Genomic DNA, 15568 nt, shown 5'->3' on the forward strand with positions numbered 1-15568 from the left:
GTTCAGACTGTCGTTGTTCAAAATGTCATGGACTGGCGGAAAGCCAGGATCTTTTGCAGGACGGCACAATCGATATCGGCCGGAACCGGGCGTTCGCCGGTGACCATGGGCAGGAATTCGGTATCGGGAATGTCGAGGAGCCTCTCATATTGGTCGATTTCGTCGCCGGTCAAGGCGCCGATCTCAGCGTCGGCGAAGGTGCCGAGGATAAGGTCCATCTCGCGCATGCCGCGATGCCAGGAGCGAAACAGAAGCTTGCGGCGGCGGACGTCGAGCCCCTCGCTTGATCTCGTCGTTCCGGTCATCGTGCCGCATCCTTGCTTGCTGCGGGCGCATATAGCGTGGATAGAAGGGGCTGTCAGCCTTGCAACGGCCCGGTTGGCGTCTAACATCTCGGTGTGACGAACATTCCTGACAGTATCGGCGCTAGCACCCCCCTCTGTCCTGCCGGACATCTCCCCCTCAAGGAGGGAGATCGTATGGCACGACTGCTTTCGCCAATTTCCAACTGCGCAAGGCGGGCGAGGTCAGAACTGCTAATCGCCCCCCTTGAGGGGGAGATGGCCGGCAGGCCAGAGGGGGGTGAGCGCAGACACCGCATGGTTTCTCTCAGATGAGACCTTCCATCCTCGATCCCTTGTTTGTCCCGATCACCTCGCTTGCCGGCGTCGGACCGAAAGTCGGCGCGCTGATCGAGAAGGTTGTCCCGGCCGATCTGGGTGACCGCCCCGCCCGCGCGGGCGACCTTCTGTTCGTGCTGCCGCACACCGTCATCGACCGGCGCAGCCGGCCGGGCATCGCAGGATCCGCGGAGGGCCAGATCGTGACGCTGGAGGTGCGCATCGACCGCCACCAGCCGCCGCCGCGCGGCAACAGGTCGGTGCCTTACCGGGTCTTCGCCCATGACGACACCGGCGAGATCGCGCTGACCTTCTTCCATGCTCACGCTTCCTATCTCGAAAAGGCGATGCCCGAGGGCGAGCATGTCGTGGTCTCCGGCCGCATGGAATGGTTCAACGGCCGCCCGAGCATGGTCCACCCCGACCACATCGCGCTCGCCAGCGAGGCGGAAAACCTGCCGCTGGTCGAACCGGTCTATCCCCTGACAGCCGGGCTCTCGGGCAAGGTGCTGCGCCGGGCGATCGGCCAGGCGCTGGCGCGTGTGCCCGAATTTCCCGAATGGCAGGACGGCGCTTTCATGCGCCGCCACACGTCTCCCTCCTTTGCCGGCGCGCTTGCCCGCATCCACAATCCGGCCGACCCGATCGATGTCTCCGTCGATGGCGCTGCCTGGCGGCGCCTCGCCTATGATGAGCTGCTGGCGGGCCAGGTCTCGCTGGCGCTGGTGCGGGCAAAAGTCCGCCGCCTGTCCGGCCGCCCTCTGGTCGGCGACGGCCGCATCGTCGAAAAACTGCGAGCCGCACTGCCCTATTCGCTGACACCGAGCCAGGAGTTCGCGCTGGCCGAAATCAATGCCGACCTCGCCGATCCCGAGCGCATGCTGCGGCTTCTGCAGGGCGATGTCGGCTCCGGCAAGACGGTCGTCGCGCTGTTGGCCATGGCGCGGGCTGTCGAGGCTGGCGGCCAGGCGGCCTTGATGGCACCGACCGAAATCCTGGCGCGCCAGCATCTGGCGACCATCACGCCGCTTGCCGCCAAGGTCGGGCTGCGCATCGCCATCCTCACGGGCCGCGAGAAGGGCCGCGAACGCGCTGATACGCTGGCCGGCCTGGCAAGCGGCGAGATCGACATCGTCGTCGGCACCCATGCGCTGTTCCAGGAGACGGTCATGTTCCACGACCTGGTCTTTGCCGTGATCGACGAGCAGCACCGTTTCGGCGTCCATCAACGGCTCGCCATCACCGCCAAGGGCGATGCGCCCGACATGCTGGTGATGACGGCCACTCCCATCCCGCGCACGCTGGTGCTGACCGCTTTCGGCGACATGGACGTGTCGAAACTGACGGAAAAACCGGCCGGCCGCCAGCCGATCCGTACCGTTACTCTGCCGCTGGAGCGGCTCGATGAACTGATCGGCCGCATGGTCGAGGCGGTGGCCGGCGGCCAGAAGATCTACTGGATCTGTCCGCTGGTCGAGGAATCCGAAGAAATCAAGCTGATGTCGGCCGAGGACCGCTTCGCCTCGCTGAAACCATTGTTCGGCGACCGTATCGGGCTCGTTCACGGCCGCATGAAAGGTGCCGACAAGGACGAGGCGATGCGCGCCTTCAAGCAGGGCGAGACACGCATCCTGATCGCCACCACGGTCATCGAGGTCGGCGTCGACGTACCGGACGCCACCGTCATGGTCATCGAGCACGCCGAGCGCTTCGGCCTCGCCCAATTGCATCAGTTGCGCGGCCGGGTCGGGCGTGGCGACAAGCCCTCCTCCTGCGTGCTGCTCTACAAGGACCCGCTCGGCGAGACCGCGAAACGCCGGCTGTCGGTGATGCGCGAGACCGAGGACGGGTTCCTGATCGCCGAGGAGGACCTGAAGCTGCGCGGCGAAGGCGAATTGCTTGGCACCCGCCAGTCCGGCACGCCGGGTTTCCAGGTGGCGCGCATCGAGGCGCATGCCGATCTTCTGGAGGCCGCCCGCGACGATGCCAGGCTGATCCTGTCGCGCGACCCGGAGCTGCAATCGCAGCGTGGCGAGGCGTTGCGCCTGCTGCTTTATTTGTTCGGCCGCGACGAGGCCGTGCGGCTCCTGCGCGCCGGCTGAGCCAGGGCGGCAACCGACGGGTTGGCGAGCATCCCCTCGATCGGCTCGCCATTCACGACAACCATTTGCTTGACCTCGGGCGCCACCAGCCCGGCCGAGACGATCAGCTTGGCGCCGTCCTCGATCGTCATGTCGAGCAGCACGATGTCCGACTTCGGCACATACATCAGGAATCCGGTGGTCGGGTTCGGCGTGCACGGCATGAACACGGCAATCAGCGGATCGCCTTCCTGGTCGAGCTTTTGGTTGATCTCGGTTTCCTTCTCGCTGGCGACGAACACCAGCGACCACACACCCTTGCGCGGATATTCGACCAGCCCGACCTGGCGGAACATGTCACCCTTGTTCGACAGCACGGTCTCGAAAATCTGCTTCAGCGAGCCATAGATGCCGCGCACCAGCGGCATGCGGCCAAGCAGGCGCTCGCCGAAATTGACGATGGCGCGGCCGACTATGTTGGCCGTCAGGAAGCCTATCAGCGTGATCAGGATCAACGCGACGATCAGCCCGAACCCCGGCACCGGAAACGACAAATAGGTGTCAGGGCTGTAGCGGGCCGGAATATAGGGTTTCACCCAGGAATCGACCCAGCCGATGAAAGACCATGCAATGTAGGCGGTGATCGCCAGCGGCGCGCAGACAATGAAGCCCGTGAGGAAATAGTTCCTCAGCCGGGTCACGCCGGAAGTCTTGGGAGCGTCGGACATGATTCACCGGAGGCGCGGGTTGCAGCGCAACATTAGTGAACCGGACGAAGCTTTGGAACTGCGAAGTTTTTAAAGAGCCGATTATGCCGCCGCTTCCAGCGAAGCAATCCAAACGGAAGCAGCATACGTTCGCGATTAGCCGAAACATCCCTCCCCTTCGTCATCCACGGGCGGAGCAAGGAGCGAAGCGACGCGGCGCAGACCCGAGGATCCATTCCGTGACGTCGGCCGAAGAACGCAACCCCTCAAGATGGTCGGCGAATCCTTCGGTCGCTATACTTCGTTCATGACGGGCTATGTCTATTTAACTGCGAGCCGGAAACGCGGCACCATCTATATTGGCGTCACAAACGATCCGATGCGATCCAGCGCGAGAAGTCGCTGAAACGTTGGCCGCGTCAGTGGAAGATTGAATTGATCGAAAAGGTCAATCCGGAGTGGTTCGAGCTTTTCCGCGGGACTGGGTGGTAGCGCCAAGTTCTGCACCGCTTTGATCCGCCATACCGTCCCGGAATGGATCCTCGGGTCTGCGCAGGAGCTTCGCTCCCGCTCCGCCCGTGGATGACGAAAGGATGAGGCCTACTCCACCGTCACCGATTTCGCCAGATTGCGCGGCTGGTCGACGTCGGTGCCCATAAAGACGGCGGTGAAATAGGCGAGCATCTGGATCGGCAGCGCGTAGATGATCGGCGAGATGATTTCCGGCACGTCCGGCAGCACGATCGTCTCCATCGTCTTGACGCTCGTCAGTGCCGCACCCTTGCTGTCGGTGATCAGGATGATCTTGCCGCCGCGCGCCGCCACTTCCTGCATGTTCGACACGGTTTTTTCGAAAATGCGGTCGTGCGGCGCGATGACGATGACCGGCATGTTCTCGTCGATCAGTGCGATCGGGCCGTGCTTCAGTTCGCCGGCTGCATAGCCTTCGGCGTGGATATAGGAGATTTCCTTGAGCTTTAGCGCGCCTTCCATGGCCAGCGGGAAATTGGTGTCGCGGCCGAGATAGAGCACGTTCTTATAGTGAGCGAGGTCGCGCGCGGTCTTTTCGATCTGATGGTCGAGCTTCAGCACCTGATTGGCATAGCGCGGTGCTTCCGAAAGCTCGCGCACAAAGGTCTTTTCCTGCTCCTTCGAGATCGTACCGCGCGCCACGCCAGCCCGCACGGCAAGCGATGCCAGCACCGACAACTGGCAGGTGAACGCCTTGGTGGAGGCGACGCCGATTTCCGGCCCGGCGAGCGTCGGCAGCACGACGTCGGATTCGCGCGCCATGGTCGATTCGCGCACATTGACGACGGCGCCGATCTTCATCCCCGCCTTGCGGCAGTAGCGCAGCGAGGCCAGCGTGTCGGCGGTCTCGCCCGATTGCGAGATGAAGAAGGCGGCATCGTTCTTCGACAGCGGCATTTCGCGGTAACGGAATTCCGAAGCGACATCGATATCGACCGGCAGTCGCGCGTAGCGCTCGAACCAGTACTTGCCAATCAGGCCGGCGAGATAGGCGGTGCCGCAGGCCGAAATCGCCAGCCGGTCGATTTTGGCGAAATCGAAAGGCAGGTCGAGCGGCTTGGAGACGCCGCCGACAAAATCCAGATAATTTGCCAGCGTGTGCGAGATCACCTCGGGCTGTTCATGGATTTCCTTCTCCATGAAGTGGCGTCTATTGCCCTTGTCGACCATGAAACTGGTCGAGAGGGACTGCTGGCGCTTGCGGTCGACCTTTGTGCCGTCGATGTCGAAGATGGTGACGCCGTCGCGGCGCACCACCGCCCAGTCGCCATCTTCGAGATAGGTGATCGAATTGGTGAACGGGGCGAGCGCGATGGCGTCTGAACCCAGAAACATCTCGCCATCGCCATGGCCGACAGCCAGCGGCGGACCGTTGCGCGCGCCGACGATCAGGTCTTCATCGCCCTTGAACATGATGGCCAGCGCGAAAGCGCCTTCCAGCCGCTTCAGCGCCTGGTGCGCGGCATCAACCGGCTTCAGCCCCCTGGCGAGTTCGCGCGCCACCAGATGCGCCACGACCTCGGTGTCGGTCTGCGACGAAAAAGAATAGCCGTCGCGGATCAGCTCGGCGCGCAGTTCGGCGAAATTCTCGATGATGCCGTTGTGGACGATGGCGACGCCATCGGAAAAATGCGGGTGCGCATTGGTCTCGTTGGGCACGCCATGCGTCGCCCAGCGTGTGTGACCGATGCCGATCGTGCCGTCGAGCGGCTCGTCCTTGAGCCGGCGCTCCAGGTTGATCAGCTTGCCTTCGGCGCGGCGGCGGGCGAGTTCGCCACGCTCGATGGTGGCGACGCCGGCCGAGTCATAGCCGCGGTACTCCAACCGCTTCAACGCATCGACGATGAGCGGCGCAACCTGCGAGTGGCCGACGATTCCAACGATACCGCACATGCAGAAAGCCCCCGATTCCCCGGAAAACCAGCGCTATTTAGGGATGGCCGGCCTGCCGTGGAAAGTCACATTGCATTTCGTCCCGTATAACGGAACGCTCATTCTGTCGATGCACCATGACAGGCCGCCTTGCAATCCGGTTACTGCAATCGTTCGGTTTGTCAGGCTTCGGTTTTCAGACGATGGTTTTCACCAGAGAGATATCTCGCTAATAGCCCTGCCATGAGCGAGAGCAAGCCCACCGTAACCCTCTGGCGCCCTGTCGGCCCCAGGGAACTGAAACTGATCCAGGCCTCGGGGATGCAGGCGTTTCCGCCGCGCCTGCCCGAGCAGCCCATTTTCTATCCCGTGACGACCGAAGCCTATGCGGTGCAGATCGCACGCGACTGGAACGTGCCGGCCAGCGGCTCGGGGTTCGTCACCCGGTTCGACGTTCTCAAGAGCTTTCTCGACCGCTACCGGGTCGAGCACGCTGGCAGCAAGGCGCATCTGGAATACTGGATTCCGGCCGAAGATCTCCCTGAATTCAACAAGGCGATCGTCGGCAAGATCGAAGTCACAGCCGCTTTCGGCAAGGACGCGAAGACTTCCGGCTAACGCCCGTTATCCAGCAGCCTTTTTCTTCGCCGCCGCCGCCGAAGCAAAGCGCTCGCGCAATTCCTTGCCCTTGCCTGGAATCGTCTTCTGGCGGGCGCGGCCGAAGGCCAGCGCGTCGTCGGGCACGCTTTCGGTGATCACGCTGCCCGAGGCGATGTAGCCGCCCTTGCCGATGGTGACAGGCGCCACCAGCGACGAATTGGAGCCAATGAACGCGCCCTCGCCGATGTCCGTGAAGAATTTCGAATAGCCGTCGTAATTGCATGTGATGGTGCCGGCGCCGATATTGGCACCCGCGCCGACGCGGGCATCGCCGATATAGGTCAGATGGTTGACCTTGGCGCCCTCCTCGATAACCGCCTGCTTGACCTCGCAGAAATTACCGACCTTGGCCTTGTTTCGGAGATCCGCGCCCGGCCGCAGCCGCGCGTACGGCCCGACATCGCAATTGGACGCAATGGTGGCGCCCTCGATATGGCTGAAGGCATGGATCTTGGCGCCCGTGGCGATTTTCACGCCCGGGCCGAACCAGACATTGGGCTCGACGATGGTGTCAGCGCCGATCTCGGTGTCGTGCGAGAAGTACACGGTCTCCGGCGCGATCAGCGTCACGCCCGACAGCATTGCCTCATGGCGGCGGCGCGCCTGCCAGATGCCCTCGGCCTGCGCCAGTTCGGCGCGATTGTTGATGCCGAGCGCGCTCTCGAAGCTGGCTTCGGTGGCGACGACATCGAGGCCTCGCGCGCCGGCGATCTCGACAATGTCGGTGAGGTAATACTCGCCTTTGGCATTCTTGTTGTCGACCTGATCGAGCAGCGTCAGCGCGTGAGCGCCGGCTACCGCCATCATCCCGGCATTGCAGAAGCCGATTTTTTTCTCCTCCTCGGAGCAATCCTTTTCCTCGCGGATGGCGACCAGCTTGCCGTCCTTTTCGATCAGCCGGCCATAGCCCGTCGGGCTGGGCGGACGGAAGCCAACCACCACGACGGCCGCACCTTCCGCCAGTTTCAGCCGCGCCACGGTCAGCGCATCGGCGTCGATCAGCGGCGTGTCGCCGAACATCACCAGGATATCGTCATAACCCTTTGATATCGCATCGCGCGCGGCGAGCACGGCATGCGCGGTGCCGAGGCGCTTGTCCTGCACGAAGGTCTCGGCCTTTGGAGCGAATTTCGCCGCCGCCTTGCGCATCTCTTCGGCCCCATGGCCGATCACCAGCGCCTGGCTGCCGGCACCAGCGGCTTCGGCTGCCTTCACCACATGGGCGACCATCGGCAGGCCGGCGATCTGGTGCAGCACCTTCGGCAGCACGCTCTTCATGCGCGTGCCTTCGCCGGCGGCAAGGATGACGGACAGGCAGGATCTCTGGCTCATGGAACGACAACCATATGAAAGGGTTGGGAATCAAAGCATGCTAGCAGTGGCGCCATGCTTCACCAATGCGGTTAAATTCCGGTGAGGTGGGAGCGGAGGCGTTCAGGATTCGATCCGCGTTGCCGTAGGCATCCGCGTCGCCCTAAGCAAAAGCAAAGCGATAGCCGGTGCTGTTAGATCATGTTAAATTTTCTAATCGTCTCGGGGATAATTCACATGTGGCCGTTTTCAAAAAAGCAGTCGAATATCTCGCGAGAAATTGTTTCGAGCGCCGACCAGAAAAATTCAAGGCTTGGTAGTGTAGAGAACTTTGCAAGGTATCTTGGCGTTGACATCACCCCCTACGGAGCAGGTGTCGCGCTACTGTCTCTCGAGAGCGGATACAGCGAAGCCGAAACAGCATCACATTTCGCGGTTGTAACTTTGGCTCGCGACATTCGGGAGGCAGGATTCGATATCGAAAAGATAGTGCGATTTGCGCCCATTGCCATGGCAACGCTTGAATGCCTGAAGGAGCTGAAAGATCGAGGATTAATGCGCGAAGAAATTTGGCAAAATGACACCACGGCGATTGGCAAGATCGCTTTTCCAAGTCCGGATACCCATTCTTGGATCGAGCGAGTTCTCAGCGATCCCACGGTAGCTCGTGACCGCGTTGCGGTGAGCCGCATCCAAATTTAGATCAAACCTACCCCAGCCGCCCCAGCACCGGAAAATTCTCCAGCAGCCAATACGACACCGTCTGCACGCCACCAGTGAGGAAAAACACCCCGGCGACGACCAGCAGCGCGCCGATCGCTTTTTCGACGCGGCCGAGATGGACGCGGAATTTGCCGAGGAAGCGCATGAAGGCGCCGGAAAACAGTGCGGCGATCAGGAATGGGATGCCCAGCCCGAGCGAATAGGCGGCGAGCAGCAGCGCGCCCTCGCCCACCGTTTCGCGGCCACCTGCCAGCGTCAGGATCGGCCCCAGCACCGGGCCGATGCAGGGCGTCCAGCCGAAGGCGAAGGCCAGTCCCATGACATAGGCCGCGACGGCACTTGCCGGCTTGCCCTGCGACTGGAAGCGCGCCTCGCGCGACAGCAGCGGAATGCGCAGGATGCCGAGGAAATTCAGGCCCATCAGGATGATCAGCACACCGGCGCCCATTGCCAGCGGCTCCTGCCAGACGCGCAGCAGCCGGCCGATGGTCGAGGCGCCGGCGCCCAGCGCGACAAAGACGGTCGAGAAGCCGAGCACGAAGGCGATCGAGGAAAAGAGCAGCGCGCCGCGTGCGCCTTCACGCGCTGTCGCACCGGCATTGCCGCGGAAATCGTCGACCGACACGCCGGCCATATAACAGAGATAAGGCGGCACCAGCGGCAGCACGCAAGGCGACAGGAACGAGATAGCTCCCGCCCCGATCGCGCTGACATAGCCGATGTCCAATGCCATTTCCAAGAACTCCAATGCCGTGACGCCGATATAGCGACGCGCAGCCTTGTCCACCAATCACCATTGTGTTGGCAAGATCATCCATTGCCCGACGCACTTGCCAGGAAGAAACCACAGCCCGCAGGCGTTGATGCTGTGAGGCCGCGATTTCCCGCGCGTCTCCAGATATCAGTCAGGGAGATTTCCATGAAAACCATAACCGCAGGACTGGCAGCGCTTCTACTCAGCACAGCCGCATCCTTCGCCGCCGACGCGTGGAAGGAAGCCGAGGTCAATGGCACCAAGATCTACACCGACGCCAACGGCATGACGCTTTACACCTATGACAAGGACGAGAAGGGCAAGACCAACTGCTATGACAAATGCGCCACCAACTGGCCGCCGCTGAAGGCCGAAGCCGGCGCCAAGGCGGATGACGAATGGACCGTTGTCGACCGCACCGACGGCACCAAGATGTGGGCCTATGACGGCAAGCCGGTCTACACCTTCATAAAGGACAAGAAGCCCGGCGACGTGACCGGCGACGGCGTCGGCGAAGTCTGGCACATCGTCAAGGCCGACTAAGCCACTCTATCCCAGTCCCGCCTGCTGACTGGTCGCCGGGCATCGCTTCATGCCGCCGGCGGCCAGCATCAATCAGCCGTTCTGGCGTCGAACCGACGCTATTCCCGGCCGTCACTCCGCGACTCGGTGGAAAAGTGAAACCAGGTCGTTTTCGCCGGCTCGGCACCACATCTCCCTTTCCCAAAATTCTGTGATTTTCTCCATACACTCTTAGAGTGTATTGCTGCGGACCGGCCCGCAATTTGGGCGCTTCCCCTTGACCGGATGCAAAAGCGCGGCCATGTGAGCGACAAATAGAACGAGATTTCGTCGCGCGCAGCGGAATTCTTCTGCCGCACCACAGCTGATATGAGACCTCATGGACGTCGTCGTCGTCGAATCGCCGGCCAAGGCGAAGACAATCAACAAATACCTCGGCAAGAACTACAAGGTTCTGGCCTCGTTCGGCCATGTCAGGGATTTGCCGGCCAAGGATGGCTCGGTGCGTCCGGATGAGGATTTCGCCATGTCCTGGGCGGTCGACACCGCCTCTGGCAAACGCCTCGCCGACATCGCCAAGGCGGTCAAGGACGCCGACGGCCTGATCCTCGCCACCGATCCGGATCGCGAAGGCGAAGCGATTTCCTGGCATGTGCTGGAAGTGCTGAAGCAGAAGCGCGCGCTGAAGGACAAGCCGGTCAGCCGCGTCGTCTTCAACGCCATCACCAAATCGTCGGTGCTGGAGGCGATGGCCAATCCGCGCCAGATCGATGCACCGCTGGTCGATGCCTACCTCGCCCGCCGGGCGCTGGATTATCTCGTCGGCTTCACGCTGTCGCCGGTGCTGTGGCGCAAGCTGCCGGGCGCCCGCTCGGCCGGCCGCGTCCAGTCGGTTGCGTTGCGTCTCGTCTGCGACCGCGAATCCGAGATCGAGCGCTTCATCCGCGAGGAATACTGGCAGATCGCCGCCCTGCTGGGCACGCCGCGCAACGAGAATTTTGAAGCGCGGCTGACCGCCTTCGACCGCAAGAAGCTGCAAAAGCTCGACATTTCCAACAAGGCGCAGGCCGACGACATCAAGTCGATGCTTGATGGCGCAACCTTCAAGGCGGTGTCGGTGGAAGCCAAGCCGACCAAGCGCAATCCCGGCCCGCCCTTCACCACTTCGACCCTGCAGCAGGCCGCTTCGTCAGGTCTCGGCTTCTCGGCCAGCCGCACCATGCAGGTGGCGCAACGCCTCTATGAAGGCATGGAGATCGGCGGCGAGACCACAGGTCTCATCACCTATATGCGAACCGACGGCGTGCAGATGGCACCCGAGGCGATCGACGCCGCACGCGACGCCATTACCAAGGAATTCGGCGCAAAATACCTGCCGGAAAAGCCGCGCCAGTATACGGCCAAGGCCAAGAACGCCCAGGAAGCGCACGAGGCGATCCGCCCGACGGATTTCATGCGCACGCCGGCATCGGTCAGGCAATATCTCGATTCCGACCAGATGCGGCTCTATGAGCTGATCTGGAAGCGCGCCATCGCCAGCCAGATGCAGTCGGCCGAGATCGAGCGCACCACCGCCGAGATCGAAGCGGTCAATGGATCGCGCACCGCCGAGCTTCGCGCCGTCGGCTCGGTCGTTCGCTTCGACGGCTTCATTGCCGCCTACACCGACCAGAAGGACGACGATACGGAAGACGAGGAAAATCGTCGCCTGCCCGAAATCCGCGCCGGCGAGCAGCTTGCCCGCCAGGCGATCAATGCCACCCAGCACACCACCGAGCCGCCGCCGCGCTATTCCGAGGCGTCGCTGATCAAGAAGCTGGAAGAACTCGGCATCGGTCGGCCTTCCACCTATACGGCGATCCTGAAGACGCTCGAAGACCGCGACTATGTCACCATCGACAAGCGCCGGCTGGTGCCGCAGGCCAAGGGCCGGCTGCTGTCGGCCTTCCTCGAAAGCTTCTTCAAGCGCTATGTCGAGTACGACTTCACCGCGTCCCTCGAGGAAAAGCTCGACGAGATCTCGGACGGCAAGCTCGCCTGGAAGGACGTGCTGCGCGATTTCTGGAAGGATTTTTCCGGTGCCGTCGCCGACATCAAGGAACTGCGCGTCACCGACGTGCTCGACGCGCTCAATGAGGAACTGGCGCCGCTGGTGTTTCCCGCGCGCGAAGACGGTTCGAACCCGCGCATCTGCCCGAAATGCGGCACCGGCAATCTGTCGCTGAAACTCGGCAAGTTCGGCGCCTTCGTCGGTTGCTCCAACTATCCCGAATGCTCCTTCACCCGCCAGCTCGGCGACGCCGCCAATCCGAATGGCGAGAATGGCGGCGGCGAGGACGGCACCAAGGTCATCGGTAAGGATCCCTACACGTCAGAGGAAATCACGCTGCGGAGCGGCCGCTTCGGCCCCTACCTGCAGCGCGGCGACGGCAAGGAAGCCAAGCGCTCCAGCCTGCCCAAGGGCTGGACGGCAGAATCGATCGATCACGAAAAGGCGCTGGCGCTGCTGTCGCTACCCCGCGATGTCGGCCAGCATCCGGAAACGGCCAAGATGATCTCGGCCGGGCTCGGCCGCTACGGTCCGTTCGTGCTGCATGACGGCACCTATGCCAATCTCGAGAGCATCGAGGACGTGTTCTCGATCGGCCTCAACCGCGCCGTGTCGGTGATCGCCGAGAAGCAGTTGAAGGGCAAGGGCGGACGCAATGGCGGCACTGCCGCTGCGCTCAAGGAGCTTGGCGACCATCCCGATGGCGGCGGCAAGATCGTCGTGCGCGACGGCAAATACGGACCTTACGTGAATTTCGGCAAGGTCAACGCCACCCTGCCCAAGGGCAGGGATCCACAGTCGGTGACCATCGAGGACGCGCTGGCGCTGATTGCCGAGAAGGAAGCCAAGGGCGGCGGCGGCAAGAAGCCGTTCCGCAAGGCAGCGGCGGCCAAGGCCCCGGCAACCAAGAAAGTAGCCGCCAAGAAGCCGGCTGCGAAGAAGCCGGCCGCGAAGAAAAAAGGATAGGGCAGCGTGGCGCGCAAGATCACCGGCAGAACCCACGGCGATCCGCGCACCGCCGACACCAGGGCCAAGGTCAAGGACGACTACCGGCCGTCGCGTGACGAAATCCTGCGCTACATCGCCGAAAATCCCGATCGCGCCGGCAAACGCGACATCGCAAAGGCGTTCGCGCTGCGCGGCGACGATCGCATCTGGCTGAAGGACATTTTGCGCGACTTGCAGGACGAAGGCGTCCTTACCAAGGAGCGCAAGGGGTTGGCCCGCGTCGGCGCCCTGCCCCATGTCACGGTCCTCGATATTTTTGACCGTGATGCCGATGGCGTGCTCTTGGCGCGTCCTACCGAACACACGGCCAATGGACCGCCGCCCATCGTTTCCATCCGCCTGTCGCGCAGTGGCAGTGGACCGGCGCCCGGCATTGGCGACCGCGTGCTGGCCAAGACCTTTCCGGCCGACGAGACGAACGTTGCCCTGGGCGGCCCCGCCTACACCGGGCGGGTGGTGAAGATTTTCGAAAAACGCACCGATGCCGTGCTCGGTGTCTTTCGCATCTTGCAGGACGGCACCTTCCGCATCGAGCCGGTGGAACGGCGCCAGCCCGAACTGATCGTCGACAAGGAATTCCAGAACGGCGCCAAGAACGGCGACCTGGTCGAGGTCGAGCCCGCGCGGGCTTCCCGCTATGGGCTGCCGAGAGCCAAGGTGCTCAACGTGCTGGGTTCGCTGACCAGCGAAAAGGCGGTCTCGATGATCGCCATCCACGCACACGACATTCCGCATATCTTCCCGGCCGACGTCATCGCAGAATCCGAAGCGGTCAAACCCGCGACGCTGGATCACCGCGAGGATTGGCGCGACCTGCCGTTGATCACCATCGATCCGGCCGACGCCAAGGATCATGACGACGCCGTCTTCGCCACGCCGGATCTCGACGAGAAGAACCCGGGCGGCGTGGTCGCCACTGTCGCCATCGCCGACGTCGCCGCCTATGTGCGCTACGGCACGGCACTCGACCGCGAAGCGCTGAAGCGCGGCAATTCGGTGTATTTCCCGGATCGCGTCGTGCCGATGCTGCCCGAGCGCATCTCCAACGATCTCTGCTCGCTGCGCGAGGGCCAGGACCGGCCGGCATTGGCAGTGCGCATGGTTTTTTCGGCCGAGGGCCGCAAGCTCAGGCACTCCTTCCATCGCGTCATGATGAAGTCGGCGGCAAAGCTCGCCTACCAGCAGGCTCAGGCGGCGATCGAGGGCGCGCCGGACGACAAGACAGGCCCTATCCTCAAAACCGTGCTGAAGCCACTGTGGGACGCCTATGCGATCCTGAAGCGCGGCCGCGATGGCCGCCAGCCGCTCGAACTCGACCTGCCGGAGCGCAAGATCGTGCTAAAGCCGGACGGCACCGTCGATCGCGTCATCGTGCCGGACCGGCTCGATGCCCACAAGCTCATCGAAGAATTCATGATCCAGGCCAATGTCGCGGCGGCCGAAACGCTCGAGGCGAAGAAACAGGAACTGGTCTATCGCGTCCATGACGCGCCATCGCTGGCCAAACAGGAATCGCTGCGCGAGTTCCTGCAGACATTGGGCCTGTCACTTGCGCGCGGCGCGCAGATGCAGCCAAGCCAGTTCAACGGCATTTTGGAGCGCGTGCGCGGCGCCGACAATGAAGGCCTGGTCAACGAAGTGGTTCTGCGCTCGCAGAGCCAAGCCGAATACTCGCCAAAGAACATCGGCCATTTCGGTCTCAACCTCCGCCGCTACGCCCATTTCACCTCGCCGATCCGCCGCTATGCCGATTTGATCGTGCATCGCGGACTTATTGCCGCACTCGGATTGGGTCCGGGCGGGCTGACGCAGGACGAAGCGGCACGGCTCGAAGATGTCGCGGTGCTGATTTCCGGCACGGAACGCCGCGCAATGGCGGCCGAGCGGGACACGGTCGACCGTCTGATCGCCAGCTATCTCGCCGAACGCGTCGACGACCGGTTCGATGCCCGCATCTCCGGCGTCACCAAGTCAGGACTATTTGTCCAATTGCCGCAGTACGGCGCGGATGGCTTCATCCCGGTGTCAACTCTGGGCGGCGATTACTATATATACGATGAAACCGCTCGCTCCCTGTTCGGAGAACGCTCGGGCAAAGGTTATCAGCTCGCGGACCGTGTCGAGGTCCGACTCATCGAGGTGGCGCCGATGGCCGGGGCGATGCGCTTCGAGATGTTGACCGACCCGAAGCCTCTGCCGGGCTCCAAGCGGTCGTTTCACAAGGCCAAGGGCCGCGCCCGCGCGTCGCAATCGCGACCGGGTTCGCGCGGCAGGAGACGATGATGACAACAGCCATGGAAGAACAGGTTTTCGGCGGAGAACATCACTCGGGCCGGACCACGCGCCCGCTGTGGACGGCGATGAAGCGCGGCCTGCTCGGCCGCTGCCCGCATTGCGGCGAAGGCAAGCTGTTTCGCGCTTTCACCAAGACCGTCGACACATGCAGTGTCTGCGGCGAGGAATTGCATCACCACCGGGCCGACGACCTGCCCGCCTATCTCGTCATAGTCATCGTCGGCCATATCGTGCTGGGCGCCTTCATGGGCGTTGAGGCGACGTCGACGCTGTCCACATGGCAGCACATCGCCATCTGGGTGCCGCTGACCATCCTTTTGTCGGTTGCGCTGCTGCAGCCGATCAAGGGTGCCGTCATCGGACTGCAATGGGCCTTCTATATGCACGGCTTCGGCGGCGAGCACGACGTGATCGAGCCGCATCCCGAAGCCTAG

General features: G+C 62.8%; 12 protein-coding genes and 1 pseudogene. 8 read left to right on the forward strand and 5 right to left on the reverse strand.

Annotated features, from left to right (window positions below):
• Positions 1 to 17 precede the first annotated feature (17 nt).
• Positions 18 to 305 (reverse strand): succinate dehydrogenase assembly factor 2, encoded by a 288-nt coding sequence (locus NKI66_RS08745; RefSeq protein WP_023810556.1) that lies wholly within the window; start codon positions 303 to 305, stop codon positions 18 to 20.
• Positions 306 to 613: 308 nt separating this feature from the next.
• On the opposite strand from NKI66_RS08745, the gene recG reads away from it, so the two are divergent.
• On the forward strand, positions 614 to 2722 hold the full coding sequence (gene recG / locus NKI66_RS08750) for an ATP-dependent DNA helicase RecG (protein WP_352440273.1): 2109 nt from the start codon (positions 614 to 616) through the stop codon (positions 2720 to 2722).
• Here recG and NKI66_RS08755 read toward each other — a convergent pair.
• Complete coding sequence (locus NKI66_RS08755; RefSeq protein ID WP_027036784.1) at positions 2674 to 3429, reverse strand: DUF502 domain-containing protein; 756 nt, start codon at positions 3427 to 3429, stop codon at positions 2674 to 2676. The two genes, recG and NKI66_RS08755, sit on opposite strands and share 49 nt — an antisense overlap.
• A gap of 286 nt (positions 3430 to 3715) precedes the next feature.
• Here NKI66_RS08755 and NKI66_RS08760 point away from each other — a divergent pair.
• A pseudogene (locus NKI66_RS08760) lies at positions 3716 to 3900 on the forward strand (GIY-YIG nuclease family protein).
• 108 nt (positions 3901 to 4008) lie between these two features.
• Here the strand turns inward: NKI66_RS08760 and glmS are convergent.
• On the reverse strand, positions 4009 to 5832 hold the full coding sequence (gene glmS / locus NKI66_RS08765; protein WP_023810553.1) for a glutamine--fructose-6-phosphate transaminase (isomerizing): 1824 nt from the start codon (positions 5830 to 5832) through the stop codon (positions 4009 to 4011).
• Between the two features lie 222 nt (positions 5833 to 6054).
• On the opposite strand from glmS, the gene NKI66_RS08770 reads away from it, so the two are divergent.
• The gene (locus NKI66_RS08770; RefSeq protein ID WP_023810552.1) at positions 6055 to 6429 is read left to right on the forward strand and encodes a hypothetical protein; all 375 of its coding nucleotides are present in this window, start codon (positions 6055 to 6057) and stop codon (positions 6427 to 6429) included.
• 6 nt (positions 6430 to 6435) lie between these two features.
• On the opposite strand, the gene glmU is transcribed toward NKI66_RS08770, so the two are convergent.
• Positions 6436 to 7803, reverse strand: a complete 1368-nt coding sequence (gene glmU, locus NKI66_RS08775) for a bifunctional UDP-N-acetylglucosamine diphosphorylase/glucosamine-1-phosphate N-acetyltransferase GlmU (protein WP_023810551.1) — start codon at positions 7801 to 7803, stop codon at positions 6436 to 6438.
• 216 nt (positions 7804 to 8019) lie between these two features.
• Here glmU and NKI66_RS08780 point away from each other — a divergent pair, with 216 nt between their 5' ends.
• A complete protein-coding gene (locus tag NKI66_RS08780; protein WP_023810550.1) occupies positions 8020 to 8484 on the forward strand; it encodes a hypothetical protein in 465 nt (154 codons plus the stop codon).
• Between the two features lie 7 nt (positions 8485 to 8491).
• Here NKI66_RS08780 and NKI66_RS08785 read toward each other — a convergent pair whose 3' ends face one another.
• Positions 8492 to 9238 (reverse strand): cytochrome c biogenesis CcdA family protein, encoded by a 747-nt coding sequence (locus NKI66_RS08785; protein WP_023810549.1) that lies wholly within the window; start codon positions 9236 to 9238, stop codon positions 8492 to 8494.
• A 186-nt stretch (positions 9239 to 9424) separates the two neighbouring features.
• Between NKI66_RS08785 and NKI66_RS08790 the strand changes: the two genes are divergently transcribed.
• From NKI66_RS08790 to NKI66_RS08805, 4 genes are all read left to right on the forward strand, one after another.
• Positions 9425 to 9802 (forward strand): COG4315 family predicted lipoprotein, encoded by a 378-nt coding sequence (locus NKI66_RS08790; protein WP_128303545.1) that lies wholly within the window; start codon positions 9425 to 9427, stop codon positions 9800 to 9802.
• A 358-nt stretch (positions 9803 to 10160) separates the two neighbouring features.
• Positions 10161 to 12797 carry a type I DNA topoisomerase gene (topA, locus tag NKI66_RS08795; RefSeq protein ID WP_023810547.1) on the forward strand — a complete coding sequence of 879 codons (2637 nt, stop codon included), beginning with the start codon at positions 10161 to 10163 and terminating at the stop codon, positions 12795 to 12797.
• A gap of 6 nt (positions 12798 to 12803) precedes the next feature.
• Positions 12804 to 15122 carry a ribonuclease R gene (gene rnr / locus NKI66_RS08800; RefSeq protein WP_023810546.1) on the forward strand — a complete coding sequence of 773 codons (2319 nt, stop codon included), beginning with the start codon at positions 12804 to 12806 and terminating at the stop codon, positions 15120 to 15122.
• Between the two features lie 11 nt (positions 15123 to 15133).
• On the forward strand, positions 15134 to 15568 hold the full coding sequence (locus tag NKI66_RS08805) for a DUF983 domain-containing protein (RefSeq protein ID WP_206638025.1): 435 nt from the start codon (positions 15134 to 15136) through the stop codon (positions 15566 to 15568).

This window comes from Mesorhizobium sp. M0518 (assembly GCF_040321125.1).
In the GTDB taxonomy this organism is placed as follows: Bacteria; Pseudomonadota; Alphaproteobacteria; order Rhizobiales; family Rhizobiaceae; genus Mesorhizobium.

Coding starts and splice junctions, on each gene's coding strand:
- NKI66_RS08755 (WP_027036784.1), bottom strand. CDS start 3,429: ATGTCCGACGCTCCCAAGACTTCCGGCGTGACCCGGCTGAGGAACTAT.
- topA (WP_023810547.1), top strand. CDS start 10,161: ATGGACGTCGTCGTCGTCGAATCGCCGGCCAAGGCGAAGACAATCAAC.
- NKI66_RS08780 (WP_023810550.1), top strand. CDS start 8,020: ATGTGGCCGTTTTCAAAAAAGCAGTCGAATATCTCGCGAGAAATTGTT.
- NKI66_RS08770 (WP_023810552.1), top strand. CDS start 6,055: ATGAGCGAGAGCAAGCCCACCGTAACCCTCTGGCGCCCTGTCGGCCCC.
- NKI66_RS08745 (WP_023810556.1), bottom strand. CDS start 305: ATGACCGGAACGACGAGATCAAGCGAGGGGCTCGACGTCCGCCGCCGC.
- glmU (WP_023810551.1), bottom strand. CDS start 7,803: ATGAGCCAGAGATCCTGCCTGTCCGTCATCCTTGCCGCCGGCGAAGGC.
- NKI66_RS08805 (WP_206638025.1), top strand. CDS start 15,134: ATGGAAGAACAGGTTTTCGGCGGAGAACATCACTCGGGCCGGACCACG.
- NKI66_RS08785 (WP_023810549.1), bottom strand. CDS start 9,238: ATGGCATTGGACATCGGCTATGTCAGCGCGATCGGGGCGGGAGCTATC.
- NKI66_RS08790 (WP_128303545.1), top strand. CDS start 9,425: ATGAAAACCATAACCGCAGGACTGGCAGCGCTTCTACTCAGCACAGCC.
- glmS (WP_023810553.1), bottom strand. CDS start 5,832: ATGTGCGGTATCGTTGGAATCGTCGGCCACTCGCAGGTTGCGCCGCTC.
- recG (WP_352440273.1), top strand. CDS start 614: ATGAGACCTTCCATCCTCGATCCCTTGTTTGTCCCGATCACCTCGCTT.